Source organism: Serratia sp. AS12 (assembly GCF_000214195.1).
GTDB classification, from domain to species: domain Bacteria; phylum Pseudomonadota; class Gammaproteobacteria; order Enterobacterales; family Enterobacteriaceae; genus Serratia; species Serratia plymuthica.
In genome coordinates, this window is the sequence record NC_015566.1 from 1,332,166 (window position 1) to 1,358,075 (window position 25,910).

General features: G+C 58.1%; 22 protein-coding genes and 1 pseudogene. 16 read left to right on the forward strand and 7 right to left on the reverse strand.

Annotated features, from left to right (window positions below; genetic code table 11):
- Window positions 1–6: 6 nt before the first annotated feature.
- From kdpE to SERAS12_RS06195, 6 genes are all read right to left on the reverse strand, one after another.
- Window positions 7–696, reverse strand: coding sequence for a two-component system response regulator KdpE (kdpE, locus tag SERAS12_RS06170; RefSeq protein WP_004949708.1), 690 nt, complete (start codon window positions 694–696; stop codon window positions 7–9).
- An 18-nt stretch (window positions 697–714) separates the two neighbouring features.
- Window positions 715–3,408, reverse strand: coding sequence for a two-component system sensor histidine kinase KdpD (kdpD, locus tag SERAS12_RS06175; RefSeq protein WP_013811906.1), 2,694 nt, complete (start codon window positions 3,406–3,408; stop codon window positions 715–717).
- A 224-nt stretch (window positions 3,409–3,632) separates the two neighbouring features.
- Window positions 3,633–4,202, reverse strand: a complete 570-nt coding sequence (gene kdpC / locus SERAS12_RS06180; RefSeq protein ID WP_013811907.1) for a potassium-transporting ATPase subunit KdpC — start codon at window positions 4,200–4,202, stop codon at window positions 3,633–3,635.
- Between the two features lie 19 nt (window positions 4,203–4,221).
- On the reverse strand, window positions 4,222–6,291 hold the full coding sequence (gene kdpB, locus SERAS12_RS06185) for a potassium-transporting ATPase subunit KdpB (protein WP_013811908.1): 2,070 nt from the start codon (window positions 6,289–6,291) through the stop codon (window positions 4,222–4,224).
- A gap of 27 nt (window positions 6,292–6,318) precedes the next feature.
- Window positions 6,319–8,007 carry a potassium-transporting ATPase subunit KdpA gene (gene kdpA, locus SERAS12_RS06190; protein WP_013811909.1) on the reverse strand — a complete coding sequence of 563 codons (1,689 nt, stop codon included), beginning with the start codon at window positions 8,005–8,007 and terminating at the stop codon, window positions 6,319–6,321.
- The gene (locus SERAS12_RS06195) at window positions 8,007–8,096 is read right to left on the reverse strand and encodes a K(+)-transporting ATPase subunit F (protein WP_004949718.1); all 90 of its coding nucleotides are present in this window, start codon (window positions 8,094–8,096) and stop codon (window positions 8,007–8,009) included. The genes kdpA and SERAS12_RS06195 overlap by 1 nt, the downstream gene beginning before the upstream one ends.
- A gap of 443 nt (window positions 8,097–8,539) precedes the next feature.
- Between SERAS12_RS06195 and SERAS12_RS06200 the strand changes: the two genes are divergently transcribed.
- The 11 genes and pseudogenes from SERAS12_RS06200 (at window position 8,540) to nei (ending at window position 17,378) form a co-directional block, all read left to right on the forward strand.
- Complete coding sequence (locus SERAS12_RS06200) at window positions 8,540–8,746, forward strand: YbfA family protein (RefSeq protein WP_006319981.1); 207 nt, start codon at window positions 8,540–8,542, stop codon at window positions 8,744–8,746.
- A 142-nt stretch (window positions 8,747–8,888) separates the two neighbouring features.
- Window positions 8,889–9,845: a DUF523 and DUF1722 domain-containing protein gene (locus SERAS12_RS06205; RefSeq protein ID WP_013811910.1), complete on the forward strand. Its 957-nt coding sequence runs from the start codon at window positions 8,889–8,891 to the stop codon at window positions 9,843–9,845.
- A 15-nt stretch (window positions 9,846–9,860) separates the two neighbouring features.
- Window positions 9,861–11,291, forward strand: a complete 1,431-nt coding sequence (gene phrB, locus SERAS12_RS06210) for a deoxyribodipyrimidine photo-lyase (RefSeq protein ID WP_013811911.1) — start codon at window positions 9,861–9,863, stop codon at window positions 11,289–11,291.
- 22 nt (window positions 11,292–11,313) lie between these two features.
- Entirely contained in the window at window positions 11,314–12,294 is a 981-nt protein-coding gene (locus tag SERAS12_RS06215) for an MBL fold metallo-hydrolase (RefSeq protein ID WP_041415960.1), read from the forward strand.
- A 17-nt stretch (window positions 12,295–12,311) separates the two neighbouring features.
- Window positions 12,312–13,055, forward strand: a complete 744-nt coding sequence (locus tag SERAS12_RS06220; protein WP_013811913.1) for a type 2 GTP cyclohydrolase I — start codon at window positions 12,312–12,314, stop codon at window positions 13,053–13,055.
- A gap of 153 nt (window positions 13,056–13,208) precedes the next feature.
- On the forward strand, window positions 13,209–13,871 hold the full coding sequence (gene pxpB / locus SERAS12_RS06225; protein WP_013811914.1) for a 5-oxoprolinase subunit PxpB: 663 nt from the start codon (window positions 13,209–13,211) through the stop codon (window positions 13,869–13,871).
- Window positions 13,865–14,797: a 5-oxoprolinase subunit PxpC gene (gene pxpC / locus SERAS12_RS06230; RefSeq protein ID WP_013811915.1), complete on the forward strand. Its 933-nt coding sequence runs from the start codon at window positions 13,865–13,867 to the stop codon at window positions 14,795–14,797. Before pxpB ends, pxpC begins: the two co-directional genes overlap by 7 nt.
- Window positions 14,787–15,524, forward strand: coding sequence for a 5-oxoprolinase subunit PxpA (pxpA, locus tag SERAS12_RS06235; RefSeq protein ID WP_013811916.1), 738 nt, complete (start codon window positions 14,787–14,789; stop codon window positions 15,522–15,524). Before pxpC ends, pxpA begins: the two co-directional genes overlap by 11 nt.
- A gap of 59 nt (window positions 15,525–15,583) precedes the next feature.
- Window positions 15,584–15,869 (forward strand): annotated as a pseudogene (locus SERAS12_RS25380) (5-oxoproline transporter, DUF979 family subunit); the annotation flags it as partial.
- Window positions 15,870–15,877: 8 nt separating this feature from the next.
- Window positions 15,878–16,522, forward strand: a complete 645-nt coding sequence (gene pcp / locus SERAS12_RS06240; protein ID WP_013811917.1) for a pyroglutamyl-peptidase I — start codon at window positions 15,878–15,880, stop codon at window positions 16,520–16,522.
- Window positions 16,523–16,586: 64 nt separating this feature from the next.
- The gene (gene nei, locus SERAS12_RS06245) at window positions 16,587–17,378 is read left to right on the forward strand and encodes an endonuclease VIII (protein ID WP_013811918.1); all 792 of its coding nucleotides are present in this window, start codon (window positions 16,587–16,589) and stop codon (window positions 17,376–17,378) included.
- 60 nt (window positions 17,379–17,438) lie between these two features.
- Here nei and SERAS12_RS06250 read toward each other — a convergent pair whose 3' ends face one another.
- Window positions 17,439–18,731: a citrate synthase gene (locus tag SERAS12_RS06250; protein ID WP_013811919.1), complete on the reverse strand. Its 1,293-nt coding sequence runs from the start codon at window positions 18,729–18,731 to the stop codon at window positions 17,439–17,441.
- 735 nt (window positions 18,732–19,466) lie between these two features.
- Between SERAS12_RS06250 and sdhC the strand changes: the two genes are divergently transcribed.
- From sdhC to sucA, 5 genes are all read left to right on the forward strand, one after another.
- A complete protein-coding gene (gene sdhC / locus SERAS12_RS06255) occupies window positions 19,467–19,856 on the forward strand; it encodes a succinate dehydrogenase cytochrome b556 subunit (protein WP_004949747.1) in 390 nt (129 codons plus the stop codon).
- Window positions 19,850–20,197, forward strand: a complete 348-nt coding sequence (gene sdhD, locus SERAS12_RS06260) for a succinate dehydrogenase membrane anchor subunit (protein ID WP_004949748.1) — start codon at window positions 19,850–19,852, stop codon at window positions 20,195–20,197. Before sdhC ends, sdhD begins: the two co-directional genes overlap by 7 nt.
- On the forward strand, window positions 20,198–21,964 hold the full coding sequence (gene sdhA, locus SERAS12_RS06265; RefSeq protein WP_041415963.1) for a succinate dehydrogenase flavoprotein subunit: 1,767 nt from the start codon (window positions 20,198–20,200) through the stop codon (window positions 21,962–21,964). It begins immediately after the preceding gene.
- Between the two features lie 16 nt (window positions 21,965–21,980).
- Window positions 21,981–22,697, forward strand: coding sequence for a succinate dehydrogenase iron-sulfur subunit (locus tag SERAS12_RS06270; RefSeq protein ID WP_013811921.1), 717 nt, complete (start codon window positions 21,981–21,983; stop codon window positions 22,695–22,697).
- A gap of 396 nt (window positions 22,698–23,093) precedes the next feature.
- Window positions 23,094–25,901 (forward strand): 2-oxoglutarate dehydrogenase E1 component, encoded by a 2,808-nt coding sequence (sucA, locus tag SERAS12_RS06275; RefSeq protein WP_013811922.1) that lies wholly within the window; start codon window positions 23,094–23,096, stop codon window positions 25,899–25,901.
- Window positions 25,902–25,910 lie beyond the last annotated feature (9 nt).

A 25,910-nucleotide genomic window follows, 5' to 3' on the forward strand; every position in this document is an offset into this window, starting at 1 on the left:
TCAATCTTAAGGCATAAACCGGTACCCGACGCCGGTCTCGGTCAGCAGGTGTTTCGGCCGCGCCGGGTCTGCCTCTAGCTTTTGCCGCAGGTGCCCCATATAAATGCGCAGATAGTGGCTGTGTTCGACGTAGTTCGGCCCCCAGACGTGGCTCAGTAACTGACGTTGGGTGATCACTTTGCCGGAGTTGGCCAGCAATTCGGCCAGTAGTCGAAACTCTATTGGCGTCAGGTGCAGATCTTCGCCATTGCGCAGCACCCGGCGGTTGATCAGATCAACGGTGATTTCGGAAAAACTGACCAGCGGGCTTTCTTGTTGGCTGCCGGAGTGGCGGCGCAAGGCAACCCGCACCCGTGCCAGCAATTCGCCGATGCCAAAGGGCTTGCTGAGATAATCGTCCGCTCCGGCGTCCAGTGCGGCGATTTTGTCCTCTTCGGCATTGCGCGCCGAGAGGACGATCACCGGAATGGCGCTCCACTGCCGCAGATCGCGGATATAGCTCAACCCGTCGCCGTCCGGCAACCCTAAATCGAGAATAATCAGATCCGGTTTACGCGTGCCGGCTTCAATCAGTCCGCGCTGTAGCGTCTCGCTTTCAAACACCCGCAGACCTTCGCTTTCCAATGCGATGCGCACGAAACGCCGGATCTCTTTTTCATCTTCGACAATCAGAATGTTGGTTGGCGTGCTGCTCACAGTGCTCCCTGGGGTTGATTACAGATCAAAGGATTCGCCGTCAATTTCGGGCGGTTTCTCCAGCGGAAGAACAAAACGGAAACTGGCACCGCCGTTGGCGCCGTTTTCCGCCCAGATGCGGCCGCCGTGCACTTCAATAATGGCACGGCAAATCGCTAACCCCAACCCCACGCCGGGGATTGCCGACTCTTTATTGCCGCGGGCGAATTTATCGAAAATCAGCTGTTTTTTCCCTTCGGGAATGCCGGGGCCATTGTCCCAGACTTCGACTTCCAGCCACTCCGGCAGAGTATGGGCGCGAATGCCGATAATAGCATCGATGCCGGCGTATTTATTGGCGTTTTCCAACAGGTTAGTGAAGACGCGTTCCAACAGGCTGCCGTCGCAATTGACCAGCACCAGCTCAGGCGGCAACTCGACCTTGATCTGGTGTTGGGTCAGCAGCGGCTCCAGCATATGCAGCGATGCGCCGACGATCTCTTCCAGCGATTGCCACTCTTTACGCAGGTTAAAGCCGCCGGACTGAATGCGCGCCATATCCAGCAGGTTATTCACCAGCCGGGTGGTGCTCAGTACCTGCTGGCGGATCTGGCTGGCCTGCGGTGCGTGACTGGAGCCTTCGGCCGCCAGATCGAGCGTCAAAATTTCCGCCTGGCCGAACAGCACCGTCAGCGGGGTGCGCAAATCGTGGGACAGCGCTGCCAGCAGAGAGTTGCGCAGCTGTTCACGCTCGGCGTCCAGCTTGGCTTCCTCGGCGCTGCGCGCCAGGTGCAGTCGCTCCAGCGCGCTGGCGATCAGCACCGCAAAGGTCTGCAGCAGCCGCTGTTGCTCAGGTACCATCAACTGGCGCAGGTTACCGGGTTCGATAGCCAACAGGCCGAAGGTCTGCTTCGAGGCGGTTAACGGCAGCAGTTGATAAGGCACGCCAGGCAGTGTATCGGTGCCGGCGCCGGCCGGCATCCCCTTGTCAAAGCTCCAGCGGGCAATGGCTTCATCTACCGACAACAAGCCACCGGCCTCGCCGACCATCTGGTGCAGCTTGCCGTCCTCTTGTGGCAACAGCAGCACGGTTTTTGCCTGGAAGCTGCTGGAGAGGAAATGGCGGCTGGTTTTGGCGATATCTTCGGGGGTCAGCGCCTGGCTCAGGCCGCGTGAAATCTCATACAGGTGGCGGGCCCGCTGTTCGCGGTAGCGGGCGACGCGAGCCTGATAGCGTACCCCGGCGGTCAGGTTGCCGATGGTGATGCCGACGATCAACATGACGCCGAAGGTCAGCAGATACTGCATATCGCTGACGGCAAACGACCATTCGGGCTGGACGAAAAACAGATCAAAACTGGCGACGTTGATTACCGCGGCCAGCACCGACGGCCAGCGGCCGAAGAACAGCGCGACGATCGCCACGCCGAGCAGATACACCATCACCAGGTTAGCTTGGTCAAATCCCGGCAACAGCCACTGGGAGAGCAGGGTGATCAGGGCGCACAGCGCCACGGCGACGGCGCAGCCGCGCAATTGCATGCGCCATTTCTCGGAAAAATTACGACCGTCATGCTCTTTACCGGGCTGCGCGAAGCTGTCGTTTTCCAGTGCGACGATCACCAAATCGAGATCCGGCCCCAAGCGGCCAAGACGATCGGCAAAGCTGCCGCGCAGTTTCCAACGCTGCTCGCCACGCCGGCCGATAATGATTTTGCCCAGGTTATGCTCGCGGGCGTAGCGCAGCACCGCACGTTCTTCGGAAGGGTCGGACAGGGTGGCGGTTTCGGCACCTAGCTCCTGTGCCAGACGCAATGCCCGCAGGATCGCCCTGCGTTGGTTTTCCGGCAGCCGGTGCAGCTTCGGCGTTTCCACATACACCGCATGCCAGTGGCAGCCCAGACGAGCCGCCAGCCGGGCGGCGATGCGCACCAGCTTTTCGTTGCCGCTGTTGTGGCCGACGCACAGCAAAATGCTGTCGCGGGTGTGCCACACTTTTTCTCGGCCCTGGGTATCGCGAAAGGCGCGCATTTGATCATCGACCCGATCGGCGGTGCGGCGCAGAGCCAGCTCGCGCAGGGCGATCAGGTTGCCTTTGCGGAAGAAGTGCTCGATGGCGCGTTCGGCCTGGCCGGGGATATACACCTTGCCTTCATTTAGCCGTTGGCGCAGATCGTCCGGCGGCAGATCGACCAGCACCACTTCGGTCGCTTCGTCGAAGACGTGATCGGGCACGGTCTCGCGTACCCGCACGCCGGTTACGCCGCCGACCACGTCGTTCAGGCTCTCCAGATGCTGCACGTTCACGGTGGTGAGCACGTCGATACCGGCGTCCAGCAACTCTTCTACATCCTGCCAGCGTTTCGGGTGACGCGAGCCTTGGGCATTGCTGTGCGCCAGTTCGTCCATCAGCACCAGCGCAGGATGGCGCGCCAGCGCGGCATCGAGATCAAACTCCTGTACCAGCCGGCCGCGATACTGGATGCGTTTTTTCGCCAGCACGTCCAGGCCGGTCAGCAGCGCAGCGGTTTCGGAGCGTCCGTGGGTTTCGACTACGCCGACCAGCACGTCCAGCCCCTGGCCGCGCAGGCGCTGTGCTTCTTGCAGCATGGCGTAAGTTTTGCCCACTCCGGCGCAGGCGCCGAAGAACACCTTCAGCCGGCCGCGCGGTTTTTCATTGGCTACCGCCAGCAGGCTGTCAGGATCGGGGCGCTGCTGTTCTTCTTCGACCATTACAATTCCTTGCGTAACAAAGCAAAAATGGGTTCGGCACGCCGAACCCTCAGACTGCTGACAAAGCCCATTATTAGGGAGAGCGTGCCGAAGGGGTCGTAGCGGCTTGCCGCCGGAGCGCCCCTCGGTGCGCTAGGCCCGAGTATCTTGGGCTCAAAGGCAACTTTGTCATCAACCTCTGGGTTCGGCACGCCGAACCCTCTCACTATGCTGAATGCGGCGTATTACCGCAATGCGTCGAGCGCCAGGTTCAGTTTCAGCACGTTAACCACCGATTCGCCCATAAAGTTGGGGGTTGCCTGATCGGTGTTTTCGTTAATCAGCTTGGCAATCTGCTCCTGCGGCAGTTGGCGCGCTGCGGCAACCCTGGCCAGTTGATATTGCGCGGCAGCGATGGAAATCTGCGGATCCAGCCCACTGCCGGAGGCGGTCAGCAGATCGACCGGGATCGGGCCTTTCGCCGCCGGATTGGCCTGACGCAACTGCGCCGCACGTTCGGCGATGGCTTTATCCAGTGCCGGGTTGGTGGCGGCCAGATTGCTGCCGGCGGACGCCATGCCATTATAGGCGGAATCACCGGTGGCTGAAGGGCGACCCCAGAAATACTCCGGTTTGGTAAAGTTTTGGCCGATCAGTGCCGACCCCACTACCTTGTCGCCCTGATACAACAGCGAGCCGTTGGCCTCGCCGGAAAACAGCAACTGCGACAGCCCGGTGGTCAGCAGCGGATAGGCAATGCCGGTAATCAACGTCAGCAGAATCAGCATCACCAGCGAAGGACGTAAATAAGACATGTTCATTTCCTCTTAATTCTTAACCGGCGATATGCAAGGCGACCAGGACCAGATCGATCAGCTTGATGCCGACAAAGGGCACCAGTAGGCCACCCACACCGTACATCCACAGGTTGCGGCGCAGCAGCGCTGCGGCGCTCATGGGCTTATAGCTCACCCCTTTCAGCGCCAGCGGGATCAGGAACACGATCACCAGGGCGTTGAAAATGACCGCCGACATAATGGCGGAAGCGGGGGAGTGCAGGTGCATTACATTCAGCGCGTTCAACTGCGGATAGGTTGCCGCGAACGCCGCCGGGATAATGGCGAAATACTTCGCCACGTCGTTGGCGATACTGAAGGTGGTCAGAGAACCGCGCGTCATCAGCATCTGTTTACCGATATGCACCACTTCAATCAGCTTGGTCGGGTTGGAGTCCAGATCGACCATGTTGCCCGCCTCTTTGGCGGCCTGGGTGCCCGAGTTCATCGCTACCGCCACGTCGGCCTGCGCCAGTGCCGGGGCATCGTTGGTGCCGTCGCCGGTCATCGCCACCAGCCGACCTTCCGCCTGGTACTGACGGATCAGCGCCAGTTTGGCTTCCGGCGTGGCTTCCGACAGGAAGTCATCCACGCCGGCTTCGGCGGCGATCGCCGCTGCGGTCAAGGGGTTATCGCCGGTGATCATCACCGTTTTGATGCCCATTTTACGCAGCTCGGCGAAACGCTCTTTAATGCCGCCCTTGACGATATCTTTCAGCGCTACCACGCCCAACACCCGCGGCCCTTCGGCCACCACCAGCGGCGTACCGCCGGTGCGCGCTACGCTAGCCACCAGATCGTCCACCGCCTGCGGGAAGTGGCCCTGATTGGATTCCACATGGCGGCGAATGGCATCCACTGCTCCTTTGCGGATCATGCGGTCCTGCACGTTGACGCCGCTCATGCGCGTCTGGGCGGAGAAGGGCACGAAAGTGGCGTTCAGTGCCTGCAGGTCGCGTTCGCGCAGGTTAAAGCGCTGCTTGGCCAGCACCACAATGCTGCGGCCTTCCGGCGTTTCATCGGCCAGTGAGGACAACTGCGCCGCATCGGCCAGATCCTGTTCCTTCACGCCAGGTGCAGGCAGAAACTCGGAGGCCTGACGGTTACCCAGCGTGATGGTGCCGGTTTTGTCCAGCAGCAGCACGTCAACGTCGCCAGCCGCTTCTACCGCACGGCCGCTGGTGGCGATCACGTTGGCACCCAGCATCCGGCTCATCCCCGCCACGCCGATGGCAGACAGCAGGCCACCGATAGTCGTTGGGATCAGGCAGACCAGCAGCGCCACCAGCACGGTGATGCTGACGACTGACCCGCCCTTGGCGGCATCCACGCTGTATTGCGAGAACGGGAACAGCGTAGCGGTCGCCAGCACGAACACGATGGTCAGCGCCACCAGCAGAATGGTCAGCGCCACCTCGTTCGGAGTTTTACGCCGCTTGGCGCCTTCCACCATAGCGATCATCCGATCGAGGAAGGTTTCGCCGGGGTTGACGCTGCACTGTACCACCAGCCAGTCGGACAGTACGCGGGTGCCGCCGGTCACTGACGAGAAGTCGCCGCCGGATTCGCGTATCACCGGCGCAGACTCACCGGTAATGGCGCTTTCATCTACTGACGCGCCGCCTTCCAGCACCTCACCGTCGCAAGGGATGGTATCGCCGGCTTCCACCAGCACCACGTCGCCCTTGCGCAGGCTCTCGGCTGACACTTTCTCGGTGGCACCGTCACGGCGCGGCGCGGCCAATTTCTTCGCCCAACTGGTTTTCTTGGTGCCCCTCAGGCTTTCTGCCTGCGCCTTGCTGCGCCCCTCGGCCAGCGCTTCGGCAACGTTGGCGAACAGCACGGTGAACCACAGCCACAGGGCGATACTGCCGGTAAAGGCGGCGCTGCCATCGGTTTGTTTGGCCAGGATCGCCAGCCAGATGACGGTAGTCAAAATGCTGCCGATATACACCACGAACATCACCGGGTTACGCCATTGGGTGCGCGGATCCAATTTTTTCACCGCATCGATCAGCGCGGTACGGACCAATGCCGGTTCAAACAGTGCGCGTTGTTTGCGAGTCATTTCTTTATTCTCTCTCTATGACGTCTGTTAGTTTGCCAACCAGAGCTGCAGGTGCTCGGCCACCGGTCCCAGCGCCAACGCCGGTACGAAGGTTAATGCGCCCACCAGCAGCACGGTGCCGATCAGCAGGCCGATAAACAGCGGCCCGTAGGTTGGCAGGGTGCCGTTGCCCGCAGGCTGACGTTTTTTCGCGCACAGCGAACCGGCAATGGCCAGCACCGGCAAGATGACCCCGAAGCGGCCGACGAACATGGCGCATGCCAGCAGCAGGTTGTAGAACGGCGTGTTGACGCCCAAGCCGGCAAAGGCGCTGCCGTTGTTGTTGGCGGCGGAAGACAAGGCATACAGCACTTCGCTGAAGCCATGCGCGCCTGGGTTAAGGATACCGGCACGGCCTGCGTCGGTGGCGATGGCCAGCGCCGTGCCCAGCAACACCAGGGTCGGCGTGACCAGGATCGCCAGCGCGGTCATTTTCATGTCATAGACGTCGATCTTTTTGCCCAGGTACTCCGGCGTGCGGCCGATCATCAGCCCGGCGATAAACACCGTCAGCAGCACGAACAGCAGCATGCCGTACAGGCCGGAGCCAACGCCGCCGAACACCACCTCGCCAATCTGCATCAACCACATCGGCACCATGCCGCCCAACGCGGTGAAGGAGTCATGCATCGCATTGACCGCACCGCAGGAGGCTGCGGTGGTCACCACCGAGAACAGGCTGGTGGCGAGAATGCCAAAGCGAGACTCCTTACCTTCCATATTGATGTTGCTGTCGGCGCCCAGCGCGCTCAGATGCGGGTTACCGGCCAGTTCGGCGAACATCACCACGACCACCGCCACCACGAAGATCAGCGCCATCGCCCAGATCAGTGCGTGCCCCTGACGGTTCTCACCGGCAACCTGACCGAAGGCAAAGCACAGTGCGCACGGGATCAGGAAGATCGCCAGCATCTGTACAAAGTTGGTCAGGACGGTCGGGTTCTCGAACGGATGCGCAGAGTTGGCGCCAAAGAAGCCGCCGCCGTTGGTGCCGAGCATCTTGATCGCTTCCTGCGAGGCTACCGGCCCCATCGGCAGAGTCTGCTGCGCGCCTTCCAGCGTAGTGGTGTGCAGATAAGGCAGGAAGTTTTGCAGCGTGCCTTGGCTGACGAAGAACAGCGCGATCAGCAGTGAAATCGGCAGCAGTACGTACAGCGTCACGCGGAAAATGTCGATCCAGGCGTTACCTATGGTGGCGCTGGAACGGCGAGTGAAAGCACGGATCAGCGCAAAGGCCACTGCGATGCCGGTGGCGGCGGACAAAAAGTTTTGCACTGCCAGCCCGGCCATCTGGCTGAGGTAACTGAGGGCGCTTTCGCCGCTGTAAGCCTGCCAGTTGGTATTGGTGACAAAGCTGACGGCGGTATTGAACGCCAGATCCCACGACAACCCAGGGAAACCCTGCGGGTTAAGCGGCAGCGAGCCCTGGCCCATCAGCAGTGCGAACAGCAGTGCCAGGCCAAGCAGGTTGAACCACAGGATCGCCAGCGCGTATTGCCACCAGTTCATCTCGGCGGTGTCATTGCCACAGCAGCGCCAGACGGTGGCTTCCACCTGGCGCAGAGCGGGCAGCGGTTCGCCTTCGATCAGGCGTGCCAAAAAGCTGCCCAAAGGCCGGGCCAGCAGCAGAAGCACCAGCAGGAAGCTGGCGATCAGTAAAAAGGCTGAAGCTGCCATCAGAAATCCTCCGCGTTGAACAGGGCATAAACCAGGTAGCCCAACAGCAGCAGAACCAACAGCGCACCACCAATAACGCTGATACTCACAGGACACCTCCAGAGGTGTAGTTTTTGATACTGCGAGTGTAGGGAGGGCAATAAAAAGAAGATGAAAAAATAGCGCGAGCCGGTGTAAAAAAAGTATAAAAATGGCTGAAATTACAGCAAAAAATGGCTTTTTAACGGCGGTTTTGTGAGCGGGTGGCGCGTTTCAGCCTGTGTTCTGCCCTGCCTGGGGAAGCGGTGGGCGTAAACAGGTTGTAAATAACCATAATATAACCAATGGTTAGTTATTCATTAACCTTGTTGAAACAAAATTACGGAATGGCGTCTTTATTTGCGATTTTTTGTGCAATTTAGTGGTCGGATGAGTAGTAAACTTTCATCAGTTGCGCTAAAATTTTGTTCAGTTACCAAATTGTCGCATTTACATTGTCTACGCCAGCGCTGTTTCCAGAAAATCAACGGTCGGGCGTTTTGAGGAGGTTCGCATGTCTATTTATCACGCTTATTCATTGCATCGGATTCTCCTGCGCCGCAGCGCAGTGATCCTGGCAGGGACTTTGGCTTTACCGGTTATGCTGTTCCGCAGCGACCGGGCACGTTTTTACAGCTATCTGCACCGCGTCTGGTCTAAAACCAGCGATAAACCAGTCTGGTTGCAACAGGCAGAACTGGCGTCCTGCGATTTCTACTGATCGCCGCCAGCGTCCCCTGAAACCCTCGCCTCGCAGCGGGGGTTTTTTATGCGCGCAACCCGCTCATTGCGCAGCTAACTGTCGTTTCCCCTCGTGAATTCCTCTACACTTTTAGCATCGTCAAGGACTGTGGGAGCAAATCATGAGTGACAAAATTCCGGTCGGGATCAGCGCCTGCCTGTTGGGCGACGCGGTGCGCTTTGATGGCGGCCATAAACGCCTGGCCTTTGCGGTGGAGCAACTGGCGCCCTATGTACGCTTTGAGTCGGTGTGCCCGGAAATGGCGATCGGTTTGCCCACCCCACGCCCGGCACTGCGGTTGAGCAAACAACAACATCCGTCGCCGGCGATGCGCTACAGCAACGACGACAGCGTCGACGTGACCGACAAAATGCAGCGGTTCTCCGAGCAACGCGTCGCGGAACTGGGGCATCTGTGCGGCTATATCGTTTGCGCCAAGTCCCCGAGCTGCGGCATGGAGCGAGTGCGGGTTTACAGCGAAAACGGAAAAGAGTCGCGCAAAAACGGCGTCGGGCTATTCACTGCCGAACTGCTGCGCCAGATGCCGTGGCTACCGGTAGAAGAAGACGGGCGACTGAATGATGCCACCCTGCGGGAAAACTTTGTCGAGCGGGTTTACGCGCTGTATGAACTGAATATGCTGTGGCGCAAGGGGCTGACCCGTGGCGGGCTGATCGCTTTCCACAGCCGCTATAAGCTTTCGCTGCTGGCGCATTCGCAGCCGGAATACCGCGAGCTGGGCCGTTTTGTCGCCGATATCGAAAAGTGGGAGTCGCTCGAGGCATTCGCCATTGAATACCGCAGCCGCCTGATGAGGCTACTGGCGCACAAGGCTACGCGCCGCAATCACACCAATGTGCTGATGCACGTGCAGGGTTATTTCCGCCGCCAGCTCAGTTCGGCTCAGCGGCAGGAGTTGGCGCAGCTGATTGACCGTTATCGCCAGGGAATGCAGCCGCTGTTGGCACCGATCACCCTGCTCAAACATTACATGGCCGAATATCCGGATCGCTATCTGGCTGATCAACGTTATTTCGAACCCTATCCTGAAGCGTTGCGCCTGCGTTACGGCCACTAACCGACAAGGAGTTTTATGACCACGCATCTGGTCTGGTTACGTAACGATCTGCGTATAACCGACAATAAAGCGTTGCACGCCGCCTGTTGCGATCCCGCTGCCCGCGTGCTGGCGGTGTTTATCGCTACCCCTGGGCAATGGCGACAGCATGAGATGGCACCGCGTCAGGCGGCATTCATTCATGCCAACCTGCTGCAGGTTCAGCAGGCGCTGGCGGATCGCGGTATCCCGCTGGTCTGCCATCAGTGCGATGATTTTTCCGCCGCTGTTGACTGGTTGGTGGCGTATTGCGCGCAAGAGCGGGTGGATGCGCTGTTTTATAACCGCCAGTACGAGTTCAATGAACTAAAGCGTGACCAACAGGCGCAACGGCGTTTATCCGGGCAGGTGATTTGCCAAAGCTTCGATGACAGCCTGCTGTTGCCGCCGGGCAGCGTACAAACCGGCGGCGGTGAAATGTACAAAATTTATACGCCGTTCCGTAAGGCTTTTATCCAACGGCTGACCGAATCCGACGTCCGTTCTTTGCCGGCGCCCAAACTTCGTGAAGGCGGCGTGTTGCCGGTGTCAGCTGTGCCGGCGGCGTTCGATTACCCGCAGGCTGAGGTGGGCGTAGATTTTCCCGCTGGTGAAGACGCGGCGCTGCAACGGCTGCGCGCTTTCTGCCGTGAGCAAGTGCAGGATTACCTGCAACAACGCGACTTTCCCGCTATTGCCGGCACCAGCAGCCTGTCGCCGTATCTGGCGATTGGCGTACTGTCGCCGCGCCAGTGTTTTAACCGCCTGCGGGCTGAATGCCCGCAGGTGCTGGAAAACAGCGACAGCGGCGCTTTTGGCTGGCTGAACGAATTGATCTGGCGCGAATTTTATCGGCATCTGATGGTGGCCTATCCTGCGTTATGCAGGCACCGTCCCTTTATCGAGTGGACGGATAAGGTACGCTGGCAGGATAACGACGTACTGTTGCTGGCCTGGCAGCAAGGTGCGACAGGTTACCCGATCGTCGATGCCGCCATGCGTCAGTTGAATGAAACCGGCTGGATGCACAATAGGTTACGCATGATCAGCGCCAGCTTTTTGGTGAAAGATCTGCTGATCGACTGGCGAGCAGGCGAACGTTATTTCATGTCGCAACTGTTGGACGGCGATCTGGCGGCGAATAACGGTGGCTGGCAGTGGGCGGCCTCAACCGGCACCGACGCCGCGCCGTATTTCCGCATCTTTAACCCGACCACCCAGGGCGAACGTTTTGATCCGCAAGGCACTTTCATCCGTAAATGGTTGCCTGAGCTGGCGGATGTACCGGACAATGCTCTTCATCAACCCCATCGCTGGGCGGAAAAACAGCAACGCACGCTGGATTATCCTTTGCCGATTGTCGATCACAAGCAGGCCCGGCTGGAGACGCTGGCGGCCTTTGAAGCGGCCAGGCGGGGGGAATATTAAGGCAACAGCAAGGAGCGAAAGAATGATGAACAAGGTGCTGGCCCTGTGCCTGAGCGGCTATTCAGCCCTGGCGCTGGCCGGCTTTGACGAGGTAGCACTTGGCGTTGACGGCGGCGTCAGCGACGGCAATCTGACATCCTATCTAATCCGCAGCGACAACCAGCCGCAGTACCTGGCGCTCGATGCCGGCTCACTGTTGCCGGGCATTGCCAAGGGGCTGGAAAAAGGCAGTTTCCCGCAGGTGACCCCTGAACTGGCGGCGCCTTATACCCCTCAGGGTTATGTGTTCCGGCAACTGATCGGCGGTTACTTTATCAGCCACGGCCATCTGGACCACGTGGCCGGGCTGATTATCGCTTCGCCGGAGGACAGCAAGAAAAATATTTATGCCCAGGCCGATACCATCCTGACCTTGCGCAATCATTACTTTAACTGGAAGGCTTGGCCTAACTTCACCGACGCCGGTAACGGGTCGCGGCTGGGCACCTATCGGTTGCAAACGGTACGGCCACAGCAGCGCTTTACCCTGGGCGTCACCGGCCTGAGCGGCGTGATGTATCCGCTTAGCCACGATCGTTATTCCTCTTCGATGCTGCTGGTGTCCGATCGCAGCGGATCCTTTGCCTATTTCGGCGACACCGGGCCGGATGCGCTCGAGCAGTCACGCAATCTGGATACCGCCTGGCGCGCGCTGGGGCCGTTAATTGAACAGAAAAAGCTGAAGGGAATGATTATTGAAACCTCTTACCCCAATGGCGTTGAAGATAAAAACCTGTACGGCCACCTGACGCCGGCGTGGCTGCTGAAAGAGCTGAAAAGTCTGGCTCAGTACAGCGGCGGAGAAGGCTCGCTGAAGGATTTTCCGGTCGTGATCAGCCACATCAAACCCAGCCTGAAGCAGGGCGAAGACGTGCGCGCTACCATCAAACAGCAGTTGGATCAGGGCAACGATCTGGGCGTGAAGTTTATCCTGATGGCACAGGGCGACCGGCAAACATTTTGAATTGAAGAGAGAAGACTATGCGTAACCTCGATCTGGAAAATCTGATCAACAGCGAACTGAACACTGCCGCGTTTCAGGACTATGCGCCGAATGGCCTGCAGGTAGAAGGGCGGCCGCATGTGAAACGCATCGTTACCGGCGTGACCGCCTGTCAGGCGCTGCTGGATGCGGCGGTGGAGCAGCAGGCGGACGCTATTCTGGTGCATCACGGGTATTTCTGGAAAAACGAAGCGCCGGCGGTGCGCGGCATGAAACGCAATCGCCTGAAAACGCTGCTGACCAATGACATCAACCTGTACGGTTATCATCTGCCGCTGGATGCCCACCCGGTGCTGGGCAACAATGCGCAACTGGCGCATTTGCTTGGCATTCGCGTGATTGGTGAAGTGGAACCGCTGGTGCCGCACGGTGAGTTTGAACAACCGCTGACCGGCGCTGATCTGCAGCAGCGTATTGAGAGCCGCCTGGGCCGTGCTGTGCTGCACTGTGGCGATAACGCGCCGGCGCACATTCGCCGTGTGGCCTGGTGTACCGGCGGCGGCCAGGGTTTCATCGATAGCGCGGCGCGTTTCGGTGTGGACGCCTTTATCAGCGGCGAGGTGTCGGAACAAACCATTCACACCGCACGGGAAATGGGCGTTCACTTCTTCGCTGCCGGTCATCACGCCACCGAGCGCGGCGGCGTGAAGGCGCTGGGTGAATGGCTGGCACAGCATCATGGTTTCAACGTGACTTTTATCGATATCCCGAACCCTGCCTGATTTTTCCTCAGGATCTGGCCAGGCCTGCGCGCCGGCTGGATCCTTTTTTCGCCTTAATTCCTTATTTTTTCAATGGTTGCGTTCTATTGACAGCCGGAGCTGCGTCACGCATAACTGGTGTGTTTTTCATCGCGGTAATTAAGGAGAATCAGGGTGCAACGACAACGAGCACGTTATTACCTGTTGGGTGAAAGAGCCGTAGTGCTTGAACTGTCGCCGCCGATGACGCTGCCGAGCCAGCAGCGGATCTGGGCGCTGGCCGAAATATTTAATCATCATCCCGATGTGCTTGAAGTGGTGCCGGGAATGAACAATCTTACGCTGTTGCTCAATACGCCACAGGCCGACGCCGAAGCGATGTTGGCGCAGCTGCAGCAGGGCTGGGACAGCGAGGAAAGCCTGATGCCGCCATCGCGCCAAGTGGATATTCCGGTGATCTACGGCGGCGAATATGGGCCTGATCTGGACGAGGTGGCGCACCACACCGGCATGACGCCACAGCAGGTGGTGGAATGCCATTCTTCGGCGGCCTATGTAGTTTATTTCCTTGGCTTTCAGCCGGGCTTTTCTTATATGGGCGGCATGCCGGAAAAATTGGCGACGCCGCGCCGCGCCGAACCGCGTCTGGCGGTGGCAGCAGGCTCCATTGGCATCGGCGGTAGCCAGACCGGCATTTATCCGCTGGTCACCCCAGGGGGCTGGCAGTTGATTGGCCGCACGCCGCTGTCGTTATTCAACCCTTATGACATGCCGCCGACGCTGCTGCGTCCCGGCGATAATGTGCGCTTTGTGCCGCAGAAGGAGGGCGTATGTTGAAGATCCTGCGTGCGGGCATTTACACCACGGTACAGGACGCGGGCCGTCACGGATTCCGCCATCTGGGCGTTAGCCAGGGCGGTGCGCTTGACTTGCCGGCGTTGAAAATCGCCAACCTGCTGGTGGGTAACTCACCGGATGATGCCGGGCTGGAAATCACCCTTGGTCAATTCAGCGCCGAATTCACCCAGTCAGGGTGGATCGCTCTGACCGGGGCCGGTTGCGATGCAAAACTGGACGAAAAACCGCTGTGGACCGGCTGGCGTTACCCGGTTAAAGCAGGCCAGCAACTGATCATGAACATGCCTAAACGCGGCATGCGCAGCTATTTGGCGCTTTCCGGGGGGATCGCCGTGCCCGAAATGCTTGGCTCGCGCAGCACGGATATCAAAGCCTTTTTTGGCGGGCTGGAAGGGCGCAACCTGAAAGACGGCGACAGCCTGCCGTTGGGCAAGCCGGGTCCCCTGCGGCAAAACAGCTGTGGCGTTAAGCAGCTGCTGTTCAATAACCGTATCCGCGCCTTACCGGGACCGGAATATGCCGAGTTCAGTCCCGAGGCGCAGGAGGCTTTCTGGCGCACCGCCTGGCAGCTCAGCCCGCAGAGCAACCGCATGGGATATCGCCTGCACGGCAGCAATGCGCTGGGCCGCACCACCGACCGCGAAATGCTATCGCACGGCCTGTTGCCGGGCGTGGTGCAGGTGCCGCACAACGGCCAGCCGATCGTGCTGATGGCCGATGCGCAAACTACGGGCGGTTACCCGCGCATTGCCTGCGTGATCGAGGCCGATCTCTACCATTTGGCGCAGATCCGTCTGGGCGAGGCTATCCACTTTGTTCCCTGTACCCTGGCGGGGGCGCAACGTGCCAAGGCCGAGCAGGATCACTTTATCCAACAAATTGCCTGGGGGTTAGATGCTCGTTGATCTGAACGCCGATCTCGGCGAAGGCTGTGCCAACGACGAGGCGCTGCTGCAACTGGTCAGTTCGGCCAATATCGCCTGCGGTTTTCACGCCGGCGATGCACAAACCCTGCGTCAGTCGGTCCGTTGGGCGCTGCATTATGGTGTGGCTATAGGCGCGCATCCCAGTTTCCCCGATCGCGAGAATTTTGGCCGTACCCGTATGCAACTGCCGCCGGAAACGGTGTATGCACAGGTGGTGTATCAACTGGGCGCGGTGGCGGCGATGGCCCGCGCAGAAGGTGGGGTGATGGTGCACGTGAAGCCGCACGGCATGCTGTACAACCAGGCAGCGGTTGAGCCGGCTTTGGCAGAGGCCATCGCCCGGGCGGTGAAAGCGGTCGATCCTGCTCTGCGGTTGGTGGGGTTGGCGGGCAGCGAGCTTATCCGCGCCGGAGAGAAACTGGGGTTGGCGACGCGGCAGGAGGTGTTCGCCGATCGCGGTTATCAGGCCGACGGCACGCTGGTTCCTCGCGGTCAGCCGGGTGCGCTGATCACCAGCGACGAACAGGCGCTGGCGCAAACGCTTGAAATGGTGCGTCATCATCGGGTTCGAACCCAGGCAGGTACCTGGGCGGCGGTGCAGGCGGAAACCGTCTGTTTGCACGGTGACGGTGAACATGCGCTTAGCTTCGCCCGCACGCTGCGCGAACGTTTCGCCGTAGAGGGCATTAGCGTCAGCGCCGGGTAAAAATCATTCAAATACATAGCCTTTCCCAATGGATTCCGAGCCTCAGCCAGGTGTATCGGGCAGTGCTGACCATGGCGATGGGGAATGTTTTCTCCGCCTTTCTGCTCGTCACCGTCAGTATCGGTATCCCGAACCTGGTGCCATAACATGGCTCATGGCGGCAATCGGCATGTTTTCCGGTTATTGCGGCACGCTGACGACGCCAATGGCTGCTAACTTTACTATTGTACCGGCGGCATTGCTGGCATTGCCGGACAAGAATGCGGTGATCAAGGCGAGGTGCCGACCGGGGTGCTGTTGCTGTTGGTGAACGTGTTCCTGCTTTATTTCCTGATGTTCCTGTAGGAGAACTCATGCAAAAGGTATTGATTACGGGCTTTGAGCCCTTTGGCGGAGAACGAGTTAATCCTTCGTGGGAAGTGGTAAAGCAATTGAACGACAGGGAGTTTGTTGGCACGCGTATTATTGCGCGCCAGCTGCCCTGTGTATTTGGCGTAGCGCTTGAGGTGCTGAACGCGGCGATTGATGAGGTGAAACCGGTGATGGTACTGGCCATCGGCCAGGCCGGAGGACGCACCGATATCACTATAGAGCGGGTAGCGATCAACGTTGATGATGCGCGCATTCCTGATAATCAGGGTCGGCAGCCGATCGACGAACCGATCCTTGAAACCGGGCCGGCAGCCTATTTCAGCACCTTGCCGATAAAGGCGATGGCTAATTCGATGCGTGAAGCCGGCATACCCGCTTCGGTATCGCAAACCGCCGGGACCTACGTCTGCAACCACGTGATGTATGGCCTGCTGCACCGTTTGAGCGGCCAGCCTGAGGTGAAGGGCGGGTTTATCCATATCCCGTACTTGCCGGAGCAGGCGGCGGCGCATCCTGGTGCGCCCAGCATGGCGTCCCAGACGGTGCTGTTCGCTCTGGAGTTGGCGATCTCTGTCGCATTGCAGATGGAGCATGATCTGAAAGTGGTGGGCGGTGCGACGCATTAACAGAAACAGATGTTTTTCACCGGGGCGTCCGCTGCGGCAGCCCGGTTAATTCAGGAGTTGCAATATGCCGGAAGGACCGGAAATTCGCCGGGCGGCGGATGCGCTGGCTACAGCGGTGATCGATCAACCGCTGACCGAGGTCGCGTTTGCTTTTCCCCAGCTTAAACATTACCGCGATCGGTTAATCGGTGAACGTATCATTGCTATCGAGCCACGCGGCAAGGCGCTGCTGACCCACTTTTCTAACGGGCTGACGATGTACAGCCACAACCAGCTGTATGGTGTGTGGAAAGTGGTAAAAGCGGGAGAAGCGCCGGATACCAAGCGCGACTTGCGCGTGCGGCTGGAAACGGCGCAGCAGGCGATTTTATTGTACAGCGCCTCGGAGATCACCCTGGGCCCGCGCGAAGAGATTGAGCTGCACCCGTTCTTGCAACGCATTGGTCCCGATGTGCTGGATATGTCGCTGACGGTGGCAATGGTGGCACAACGGCTGCTGTCGCCGGCGTTTCGCCGTCGACAATTGGGTGGCATGCTGCTCGACCAGGGGTTTCTTGCCGGGTTGGGCAACTACCTGCGCGCTGAAATTCTCTGGCAGGCGGAACTGGCACCACAGCACCGGCCGCAGGATTTGGCGCCGGAAACGCTGCAGCGGCTGGCTCAGGCTTTGCTGGCGGTGCCTCGCCTGTCTTACCAGACGCGCGGGCAGGTGGATGAGAATCGTCATCATGGCGCATTGTTCAGCTTTAAGGTTTTCCACCGCAGCGGTGAGCCTTGTGAGCGCTGCGGCGCGATGATTGTCAGAACCCAACTGTCGTCACGGCCGTTTTATTGGTGCCCCGGTTGCCAAAAGTAGCAAAAAAAAACGCCGCCCAATCGGGCGGCGCTGTGCGGCTTTATGTAGGGTAAAGCGGCGTTATTTGTTTTTCAGCTGGGATTTGAAATCACGTTCGGCATAGCCGGTATACAGCTGACGCGGACGGGCAATTTTGATGCCTTCGTCATGCATTTCGTTCCAGTGTGCAATCCAGCCGATGGTACGGGCGATGGCAAAAATAACGGTGAACATGGAAGAAGGGATACCCATCGCTTTCAGGATGATGCCTGAGTAGAAGTCGACGTTCGGGTACAGTTTCTTCTCGATGAAGTACGGGTCGTTCAGCGCGATGTGTTCCAGCTCCATCGCCACTTCCAACAGGTTGTCGTCCTTCTTGTTCAGTTCTTTCAGCACTTCGTGACAGGTTTCACGCATCACGGTAGCGCGCGGATCGTAGTTCTTGTACACGCGGTGGCCGAAGCCCATCAGACGGAACGAATCGTTCTTGTCTTTCGCGCGCTTGATGAACTCTGGGATGTGCTCAACGGTTTTGATCTCTTCGAGCATCTTCAGTGCGGCTTCGTTGGCACCGCCGTGCGCCGGCCCCCACAGGGAGGCGATACCGGCCGCAATACAGGCAAACGGGTTAGCGCCTGAAGAACCTGCGGTACGTACTGTAGAAGTGGAGGCGTTTTGCTCGTGGTCGGCGTGCAGGATCAGGATGCGATCCATTGCGCGTTCCAGCACTGGGTTCACCACGTATTCTTCACACGGGGTAGCGAACATCATGTGCAGGAAGTTGCCGGCGTAGGACAGATCGTTACGTGGGTAAACGAACGGCTGGCCCAGGGAATATTTGTAACACATCGCCGCCACGGTAGGCATTTTTGACAACAGGCGGAACGCGGTGATCTCGCGGTGGCGCTCGTTGTTCACATCCAGCGCGTCGTGGTAGAACGCCGCCAGCGCACCGGTCACGCCGCACAGCACAGCCATAGGGTGCGAGTCGCGACGGAAGCCACGGAACAGATGGGTAATCTGGTCGTGGATCATGGTGTGACGGGTTACGGTGGTTTTGAAGGTTTCGAATTCTTCTGCGGTCGGGGTCTCGCCGTACAGCAGGATGTAGCACACTTCCAGGTAGGAAGACTCTTTTGCCAGCTGTTCGATCGGGAAACCGCGGTGCAGCAGCACGCCTTTGTCACCGTCGATAAAGGTGATTTTGGATTCGCAGGAAGCGGTAGAAGTAAAGCCGGGATCAAATGTGAAATAACCTTTGGAGCCCAGAGCGCGGACATCAAGGACATCGGGGCCCAGTGTCGGGGATAATACGCCCAGTTCGATCGGAGCTTCACCATCGTTAATGGTTAGCATCGCTTTCTTATCAGTCATTTACTGTCTCCTTAGCGCCTTATTTTAAAAACCTCTAACAACTGAAATACCTTAATTCTCCGCAGGTTGCCCGCAAAAAATGGAGCGGACGCTAACTCTGTGAGCGACTGCGCAATTGCGCGGGTAGGGTACAGAGTGCTAACCAGGCGAACGAGGCGGGTGACCAGTTGTTAACGATTCATCGGAATTCGTTATATTCTGTTAATCGTACCTACGACGTGTTCGGGGGTTTTATGAACCTATCCCAATAAGCTGTTTTATCTGCCTTATTTGCTTTTACCTGCGGTGATTTGTTGCAAGCATGACCGGCAAAAACGGCTATTGGGATAGGTTCTGCCAAATACACTGTTGCATATCTTGAACACTGGGGGAAGTGTATCCGCTGACCTATAGCGCATCATAGGGCCGTTTGTGCCCCTATATGTAATGGAAATGTTGATCCCTTGTCAAATCAGATAATTAATTTTGTGCTAATTGTGAAATCCGTGATGTAAATCACTGTTCGGGGGAAATGTTACCAAACAGATTGTATGGGAATTGTAATCAGAATGTGATCCTCCTATACTGCCGCCAGGTCTCCGGATTACCCTGAAGTAGGAGCACCCAGCGTTATAAATGCGCACCGTTTAAGCTCAGAGGATGTTGAGGTTTAAGCGTGTGACGCGTAAGGGTTTTGACTCTTAACGCTGTCTGATCCCCGCCCAGGCCCGGAGGAAGGAAAATAATAAGAGCTGTGTGGGCAAAAACGTGAAAAAACAAAGACCTGTCAACCTGGATCTGCAAACGATTCAGTTTCCCGTAACTGCGATAGCGTCCATCTTACACCGAGTCTCTGGCGTAATTACCTTCGTTGCCGTGGGTATCCTCCTCTGGCTGCTGGGCCTGTCTCTCTCTTCCCAAGAGGGTTTCATGCAGGCTGCTGCCATCATGAATAGCTTCGTTGTCAAATTCATATTCTGGGGCATCCTCACGGCGTTGGCCTATCACATTTGCGGTGGCATCCGTCACTTGTTAATGGATTTTGGCTATATCGAAGAGAGTTTAGCCGCCGGTACCCGTTCCGCCCAGGTGGCGATCGGTCTGACCGTCGTGCTGTCAGTTCTGGCTGGAGTTCTCGTATGGTAAACAATGTTTCTGCATTAGGGCGCAACGGCGTACACGACTGGTTGTTACTGCGTGCTTCCGCTATCGTCATCACCCTGTACGTGCTGTATATCCTGGGCTTCTTCGTTACGGCTCCGGATCTCACCTATGAAATCTGGCGCGGCTTCTTCGCCACCTCTATTACGAAAGTGTTCACGCTGCTGACGCTGCTGTCGATTCTGGTTCACGCCTGGGTCGGTTTGTGGCAGGTGCTGACGGACTACGTCAAACCGCTGGCAGTGCGTCTGGTGTTGCAACTGGCGATCGTTGTCGTGTTGCTGGTCTATTTACTGTACGGAACAATCGTAGTGTGGGGTGTGTAAATGAAACTGCCGGTCAGAGAGTTTGATGCTGTAGTTATCGGTGCTGGCGGCGCAGGTATGCGCGCGGCACTGCAGATTTCTCAAGCGGGGTCCACATGCGCCCTGATATCCAAAGTATTTCCGACCCGTTCCCATACCGTGTCTGCGCAGGGCGGCATTACCGTAGCCCTGGGTAATAACCACGAAGATAACTGGGAATGGCATATGTATGACACGGTGAAAGGCTCCGATTATATCGGTGACCAGGACGCCATCGAATATATGTGTAAAACCGGCCCGGAAGCGGTTCTGGAGCTGGAGCACATGGGGCTGCCGTTCTCCCGTACGGATGAAGGCCGCATCTATCAGCGCCCGTTCGGCGGCCAGTCGCTGAACTTTGGTGGCGAGCAGGCGGCACGCACTGCGGCGGCGGCCGACCGTACCGGTCACGCCCTGTTGCACACCCTGTATCAACAGAATCTGAAAAACCATACCACCATTTTCTCCGAGTGGTATGCGCTGGATCTGGTGAAAAACCAGGATGGCGCGGTGGTGGGCACCACGGCTATCTGTATCGAAACCGGTGAAGTCGTGTACTTCAAAGCCAAAGCTACCGTGCTGGCGACCGGCGGTGCAGGCCGTATTTACCAGTCCACCACCAACGCACACATCAACACCGGTGACGGTGTCGGCATGGCGCTGCGTGCCGGCGTGCCGGTGCAGGACATGGAAATGTGGCAGTTCCACCCGACCGGCATCGCCGGCGCTGGGGTATTGGTGACTGAAGGTTGTCGTGGTGAAGGCGGTTACCTGCTGAACAAACACGGCGAGCGTTTCATGGAGCGCTACGCGCCGAACGCCAAAGATCTGGCGGGCCGTGATGTGGTCGCCCGTTCGATCATGATTGAAATCCGTGAAGGCCGCGGCTGTGACGGTCCGTGGGGTCCACACGTCAAGCTGAAGCTGGATCACCTGGGTAAAGACGTACTGGAATCCCGCCTGCCGGGCATTCTGGAACTGTCGCGCACTTTCGCACACGTCGATCCGGTGAAAGAGCCGATCCCGGTGATCCCGACCTGCCACTACATGATGGGCGGCATTCCGACCAAGGTGACCGGCCAGGCACTGACCGTGAACGAGAAAGGCGAAGATGTGGTGATCCCGGGCCTGTTTGCCGTGGGCGAAATCGCTTGCGTATCGGTACACGGCGCCAACCGTCTGGGCGGCAACTCGCTGCTGGATCTGGTGGTATTCGGTCGTGCAGCCGGTATGCATTTACAGGAATCTCTGGCGGAGCAGGGCGAGAGCCGTGATGCCAGCGAATCGGATGTGGATGCGTCGCTGGAGCGACTGAACCGCTGGAACAACACCCGTTCGGGTGAGGATCCGGTCGAAATTCGCAAGGCGCTGCAAGCCTGTATGCAGCACAACTTCTCGGTATTCCGTGAAGGTGATGCCATGGCGAAAGGGCTGGAAGAGTTGAAAGAGATCCGTGAACGTCTGAAGAACGCGCGCCTGGACGATACCTCCAGCGAATTCAACACCCAGCGCATCGAATGCCTGGAGTTGGATAACCTGATGGAGACTGCGTTTTCCACCGCCGTGTCGGCCAACTTCCGTACCGAGAGCCGTGGAGCGCACAGCCGCTTCGATTTCCCGGAACGCGATGACGCCAACTGGCTGTGCCATTCGCTGTATCAGCCGCAATCGGAAAGCATGACGCGTCGTGAAGTGAACATGCAACCGAAGCTGCGCCCGGCATTCCCACCGAAAGTGCGTTCCTACTGATCGCGGAGATCGATTGATGAAACTCGAATTCTCAATATATCGCTATAACCCGGATGTCGATGATGCTCCGCATATGCAGGATTACAGCCTGGAAGCGGAAGAAGGCCGGGACATGATGCTGCTGGATGCGTTAATCCAGTTGAAAGAGAAAGATCCGACCCTGTCGTTCCGCCGTTCGTGCCGTGAAGGCGTGTGCGGTTCCGATGGCCTGAACATGAACGGCAAGAACGGCCTGGCATGCATCACCCCAATCTCGGCGTTGCGCAAAGGCAAAAACAAGATTGTGATCCGCCCGCTGCCGGGGTTGCCGGTGGTGCGGGATCTGGTGGTTGATATGGGCCAGTTCTATACCCAGTATGAAAAGATCAAGCCTTTCCTGCAGAACGACGGCAAGAACCCGCCGGCGCGTGAGCACCTGCAATCACCGGAAGAGCGTGCCAAGTTGGATGGTCTGTACGAGTGCATTTTATGCGCTTGTTGTTCGACCTCTTGCCCGTCATTCTGGTGGAATCCTGACAAGTTCGTAGGGCCTGCTGGCCTGTTGGCGGCGTACCGCTTCCTGATCGACAGCCGTGACACGGAAACACAAGAACGTTTAGACGATCTGGACGACGCTTTCAGTGTTTTCCGCTGCCATAGCATTATGAATTGTGTCAGTGTATGCCCTAAAGGCTTGAACCCGACGCGTGCGATCGGTCATATCAAGTCTATGCTGCTGCAACGCGGCGCATAAGCGCAATGAGATGCTGCGCCGGGCAGGTTCCGGCGCACATCGCAAAGGAGGGAGCCTCTAAAAACTGACCCGCGGCTGCGGCGCTATGCAGCCTGGTTCGTCCGCCGGTTTTTAGAGGTTCCTTGTAAGGGACCGCAAGGTCCATAACAAAACGTATCAGGCCATAATGGCATACCCTATGACTTTCGAGTTGCAGCTAGGCGACCAGTTCGTGAGTCCCCAGGCGCTTACTTCAGTAAGTAACTGGGGGGAGCGAACGCAGGCAACAACGCTGCGGCTTGAAAGGCGACGGGTATTAAGTACGTCGAGTGAACCGTTTCTACGGCAAACCGTATCCATCACGGTAATTATGTTAACCACGGCGAAAACTAAAGCTTCAAAGCTTAAGGGATCATGATGCAGAACGGCGCAATGAAGGCCTGGCTGGATTCCTCCTATCTGGCGGGCGCGAACCAGTCTTACATAGAACAGCTCTATGAAGACTTCTTAACCGATCCGGGCTCCGTTGAAGATAGCTGGCGTTCCATTTTTCAACAGCTACCAACCGCGGGTGTTAAACCCGATCAGCTTCACTCTCAAACGCGTGACTACTTCCGCCGCCTGGCGAAAGACTCCGCGCGTTACAATACCACCATCAACGATCCAGACACCGACGCCAAACAGGTCAAGGTACTGCAGCTGATCAACGCCTTCCGTTTCCGCGGACATCAGCATGCCAACCTCGATCCGCTCGGCCTGTGGCAGCAGGAGACCGTTGCTGACCTCGATCCCGCTTACCACAATCTGACCGACGCCGACTTCCAGGAAACCTTCAACGTGGGTTCTTTTGCCATCGGCAAAGAAACCATGAAGTTGGGCGACCTGTATGCTGCGCTGAAGCAGACTTACTGCGGTTCGATCGGTGCGGAATACATGCATATCACCAATACCGAAGAGAAACGCTGGATCCAACAGCGCATCGAATCGGTAGCGGGGCGCGCCAGCTTTACTAACGAAGAGAAACGCCGTTTCCTGAACGAGCTGACCGCAGCGGAAGGTCTGGAACGCTATCTCGGCGCTAAATTCCCGGGAGCGAAACGCTTCTCTCTGGAAGGCGGCGATGCGCTGGTGCCAATGCTGAAAGAGATGGTTCGCCATGCCGGCAAGAACGGCACGCGCGAAGTGGTGCTGGGTATGGCCCACCGAGGCCGTCTGAACGTGTTGATCAACGTGCTGGGTAAAAAGCCCGCCGACCTGTTCGACGAGTTTGCCGGCAAGCATAAAGAACACCTCGGTACCGGTGACGTAAAATATCACCAGGGCTTCTCCTCCGACGTCGAAACCGAAGGCGGCATGGTTCACCTGGCGCTGGCGTTCAACCCGTCGCACCTGGAGATCGTCAGCCCGGTGGTTATGGGCTCCGTACGTGCCCGCCGCGATCGTCTGGACGAAGCGCGCAGCAACATGGTGCTGCCAATCACCATCCACGGTGACGCCGCCATTACCGGCCAGGGCGTGGTTCAGGAAACCCTGAACATGTCGCAGGCTCGCGGTTACGAAGTGGGCGGCACGGTGCGTATCGTCATCAACAACCAGGTTGGTTTCACCACCTCCAACCCGCTGGATGCACGCTCGACCCAATACTGTACCGATATCGCCAAAATGGTGCAGTCACCGATCTTCCACGTCAATGCTGACGATCCGGAAGCGGTGGCGTTTGTTACCCGTCTGGCGTTGGATTTCCGCAACACCTTCAAACGCGATGTGATGATCGATCTGGTCTGCTACCGTCGTCATGGGCATAACGAGGCCGACGAGCCAAGTGCAACCCAGCCGGTGATGTATCAGAAGATCAAAAAACACCCGACGCCGCGCAAGCTTTATGCTGACGTTCTTACCGAACAGAAAGTCGCGAGCCTGGAAGATGCCACGGAAATGGTCAACCTGTATCGCGATGCGCTCGATCGTGGCGATTGCGTGGTTGAAGAATGGCGTCCGATGAATCTGCATTCCTTTACCTGGTCGCCGTACCTGAACCATGAGTGGGACGAAGAGTACCCAAGCAAGGTTGAGATGAAGCGTCTGCAGGAACTGGCTCGTCGCATCAGCACCGTACCGGAAGCGATCGAAATGCAGTCGCGCGTAGCGAAAATCTACGGTGACCGTGCAGAGATGGCCGCAGGCAACAAAGCGTTCGACTGGGGTGCGGCTGAAACGCTGGCCTACGCCACTATGGTCGATGAAGGCATCCCGATTCGCATTTCCGGTGAAGATGCCGGGCGCGGGACCTTCTTCCACCGTCATGCTGTGGTGCATAACCAGAAAAACGGTTCGGTCTACGTTCCGCTGGCGAATGTGCACAGTGGGCAGGGCGAGTTTAAAGTCTGGGACTCCGTGCTGTCTGAAGAAGCGGTGCTGGCGTTCGAATACGGCTACGCCACTGCGGAACCGCGCACCCTGACCATCTGGGAAGCGCAGTTCGGTGACTTCGCCAACGGCGCTCAGGTCGTGATCGACCAGTTCATCAGCTCCGGCGAGCAGAAATGGGGCCGTATGTGTGGCCTGGTGATGCTGCTGCCGCACGGTTACGAAGGCCAGGGTCCGGAGCACTCCTCCGCGCGTCTGGAGCGTTACCTGCAGCTGTGTGCAGAACAGAATATGCAGGTGTGCATCCCGTCCACCCCGGCACAGGTTTACCATATGCTGCGTCGTCAGGCGCTGCGCGGTATGCGCCGTCCGTTGGTGGTGATGTCACCGAAATCCCTGCTGCGCCACCCGTTGGCGATTTCTTCTCTGGAAGAACTGGCTAACGGCACCTTCCTGCCGGCTATCGGCGAGATCGACGAGCTGGATCCGAAAGCGGTCAAACGCGTGGTGATGTGTTCCGGTAAGGTCTATTACGACTTGCTGGAACAGCGCCGCAAGAATGACCAGAAAGACGTGGCTATCGTACGTATCGAGCAGCTGTATCCGTTCCCGCACCAGGCCGTTCAGGCCGTGCTGGAGAAGTATGCTCACGTGCATGATTTCGTCTGGTGTCAGGAAGAGCCGCTGAACCAGGGCGCCTGGTACTGCAGCCAACACAATTTCCGTGAAGTCGTGCCGTTCGGGGCTTCTTTACGTTACGCCGGACGTCCAGCCTCCGCCTCTCCGGCGGTCGGTTATATGTCCGTACACCAGAAGCAGCAACAGGCTCTGGTTAATGACGCGCTGAATATTGAATAAAGATTAAGG

Bases quoted from the DNA above. Each gene is read 5' to 3' on its own strand.
- SERAS12_RS06205 (WP_013811910.1), top strand. From the start codon at position 8,889: ATGAGTGACAAAATTCCGGTCGGGATCAGCGCCTGCCTGTTGGGCGAC.
- SERAS12_RS06200 (WP_006319981.1), top strand. From the start codon at position 8,540: ATGTCTATTTATCACGCTTATTCATTGCATCGGATTCTCCTGCGCCGC.
- pcp (WP_013811917.1), top strand. From the start codon at position 15,878: ATGCAAAAGGTATTGATTACGGGCTTTGAGCCCTTTGGCGGAGAACGA.
- nei (WP_013811918.1), top strand. From the start codon at position 16,587: ATGCCGGAAGGACCGGAAATTCGCCGGGCGGCGGATGCGCTGGCTACA.
- SERAS12_RS06215 (WP_041415960.1), top strand. From the start codon at position 11,314: ATGATGAACAAGGTGCTGGCCCTGTGCCTGAGCGGCTATTCAGCCCTG.
- SERAS12_RS06250 (WP_013811919.1), bottom strand. From the start codon at position 18,731: ATGACTGATAAGAAAGCGATGCTAACCATTAACGATGGTGAAGCTCCG.
- sdhA (WP_041415963.1), top strand. From the start codon at position 20,198: ATGAAACTGCCGGTCAGAGAGTTTGATGCTGTAGTTATCGGTGCTGGC.
- SERAS12_RS06270 (WP_013811921.1), top strand. From the start codon at position 21,981: ATGAAACTCGAATTCTCAATATATCGCTATAACCCGGATGTCGATGAT.
- phrB (WP_013811911.1), top strand. From the start codon at position 9,861: ATGACCACGCATCTGGTCTGGTTACGTAACGATCTGCGTATAACCGAC.
- pxpA (WP_013811916.1), top strand. From the start codon at position 14,787: ATGCTCGTTGATCTGAACGCCGATCTCGGCGAAGGCTGTGCCAACGAC.
- kdpA (WP_013811909.1), bottom strand. From the start codon at position 8,007: ATGGCAGCTTCAGCCTTTTTACTGATCGCCAGCTTCCTGCTGGTGCTT.
- sucA (WP_013811922.1), top strand. From the start codon at position 23,094: ATGCAGAACGGCGCAATGAAGGCCTGGCTGGATTCCTCCTATCTGGCG.
- kdpB (WP_013811908.1), bottom strand. From the start codon at position 6,291: ATGACTCGCAAACAACGCGCACTGTTTGAACCGGCATTGGTCCGTACC.
- pxpC (WP_013811915.1), top strand. From the start codon at position 13,865: ATGTTGAAGATCCTGCGTGCGGGCATTTACACCACGGTACAGGACGCG.
- SERAS12_RS06220 (WP_013811913.1), top strand. From the start codon at position 12,312: ATGCGTAACCTCGATCTGGAAAATCTGATCAACAGCGAACTGAACACT.
- kdpD (WP_013811906.1), bottom strand. From the start codon at position 3,408: ATGGTCGAAGAAGAACAGCAGCGCCCCGATCCTGACAGCCTGCTGGCG.
- sdhD (WP_004949748.1), top strand. From the start codon at position 19,850: ATGGTAAACAATGTTTCTGCATTAGGGCGCAACGGCGTACACGACTGG.
- kdpC (WP_013811907.1), bottom strand. From the start codon at position 4,202: ATGTCTTATTTACGTCCTTCGCTGGTGATGCTGATTCTGCTGACGTTG.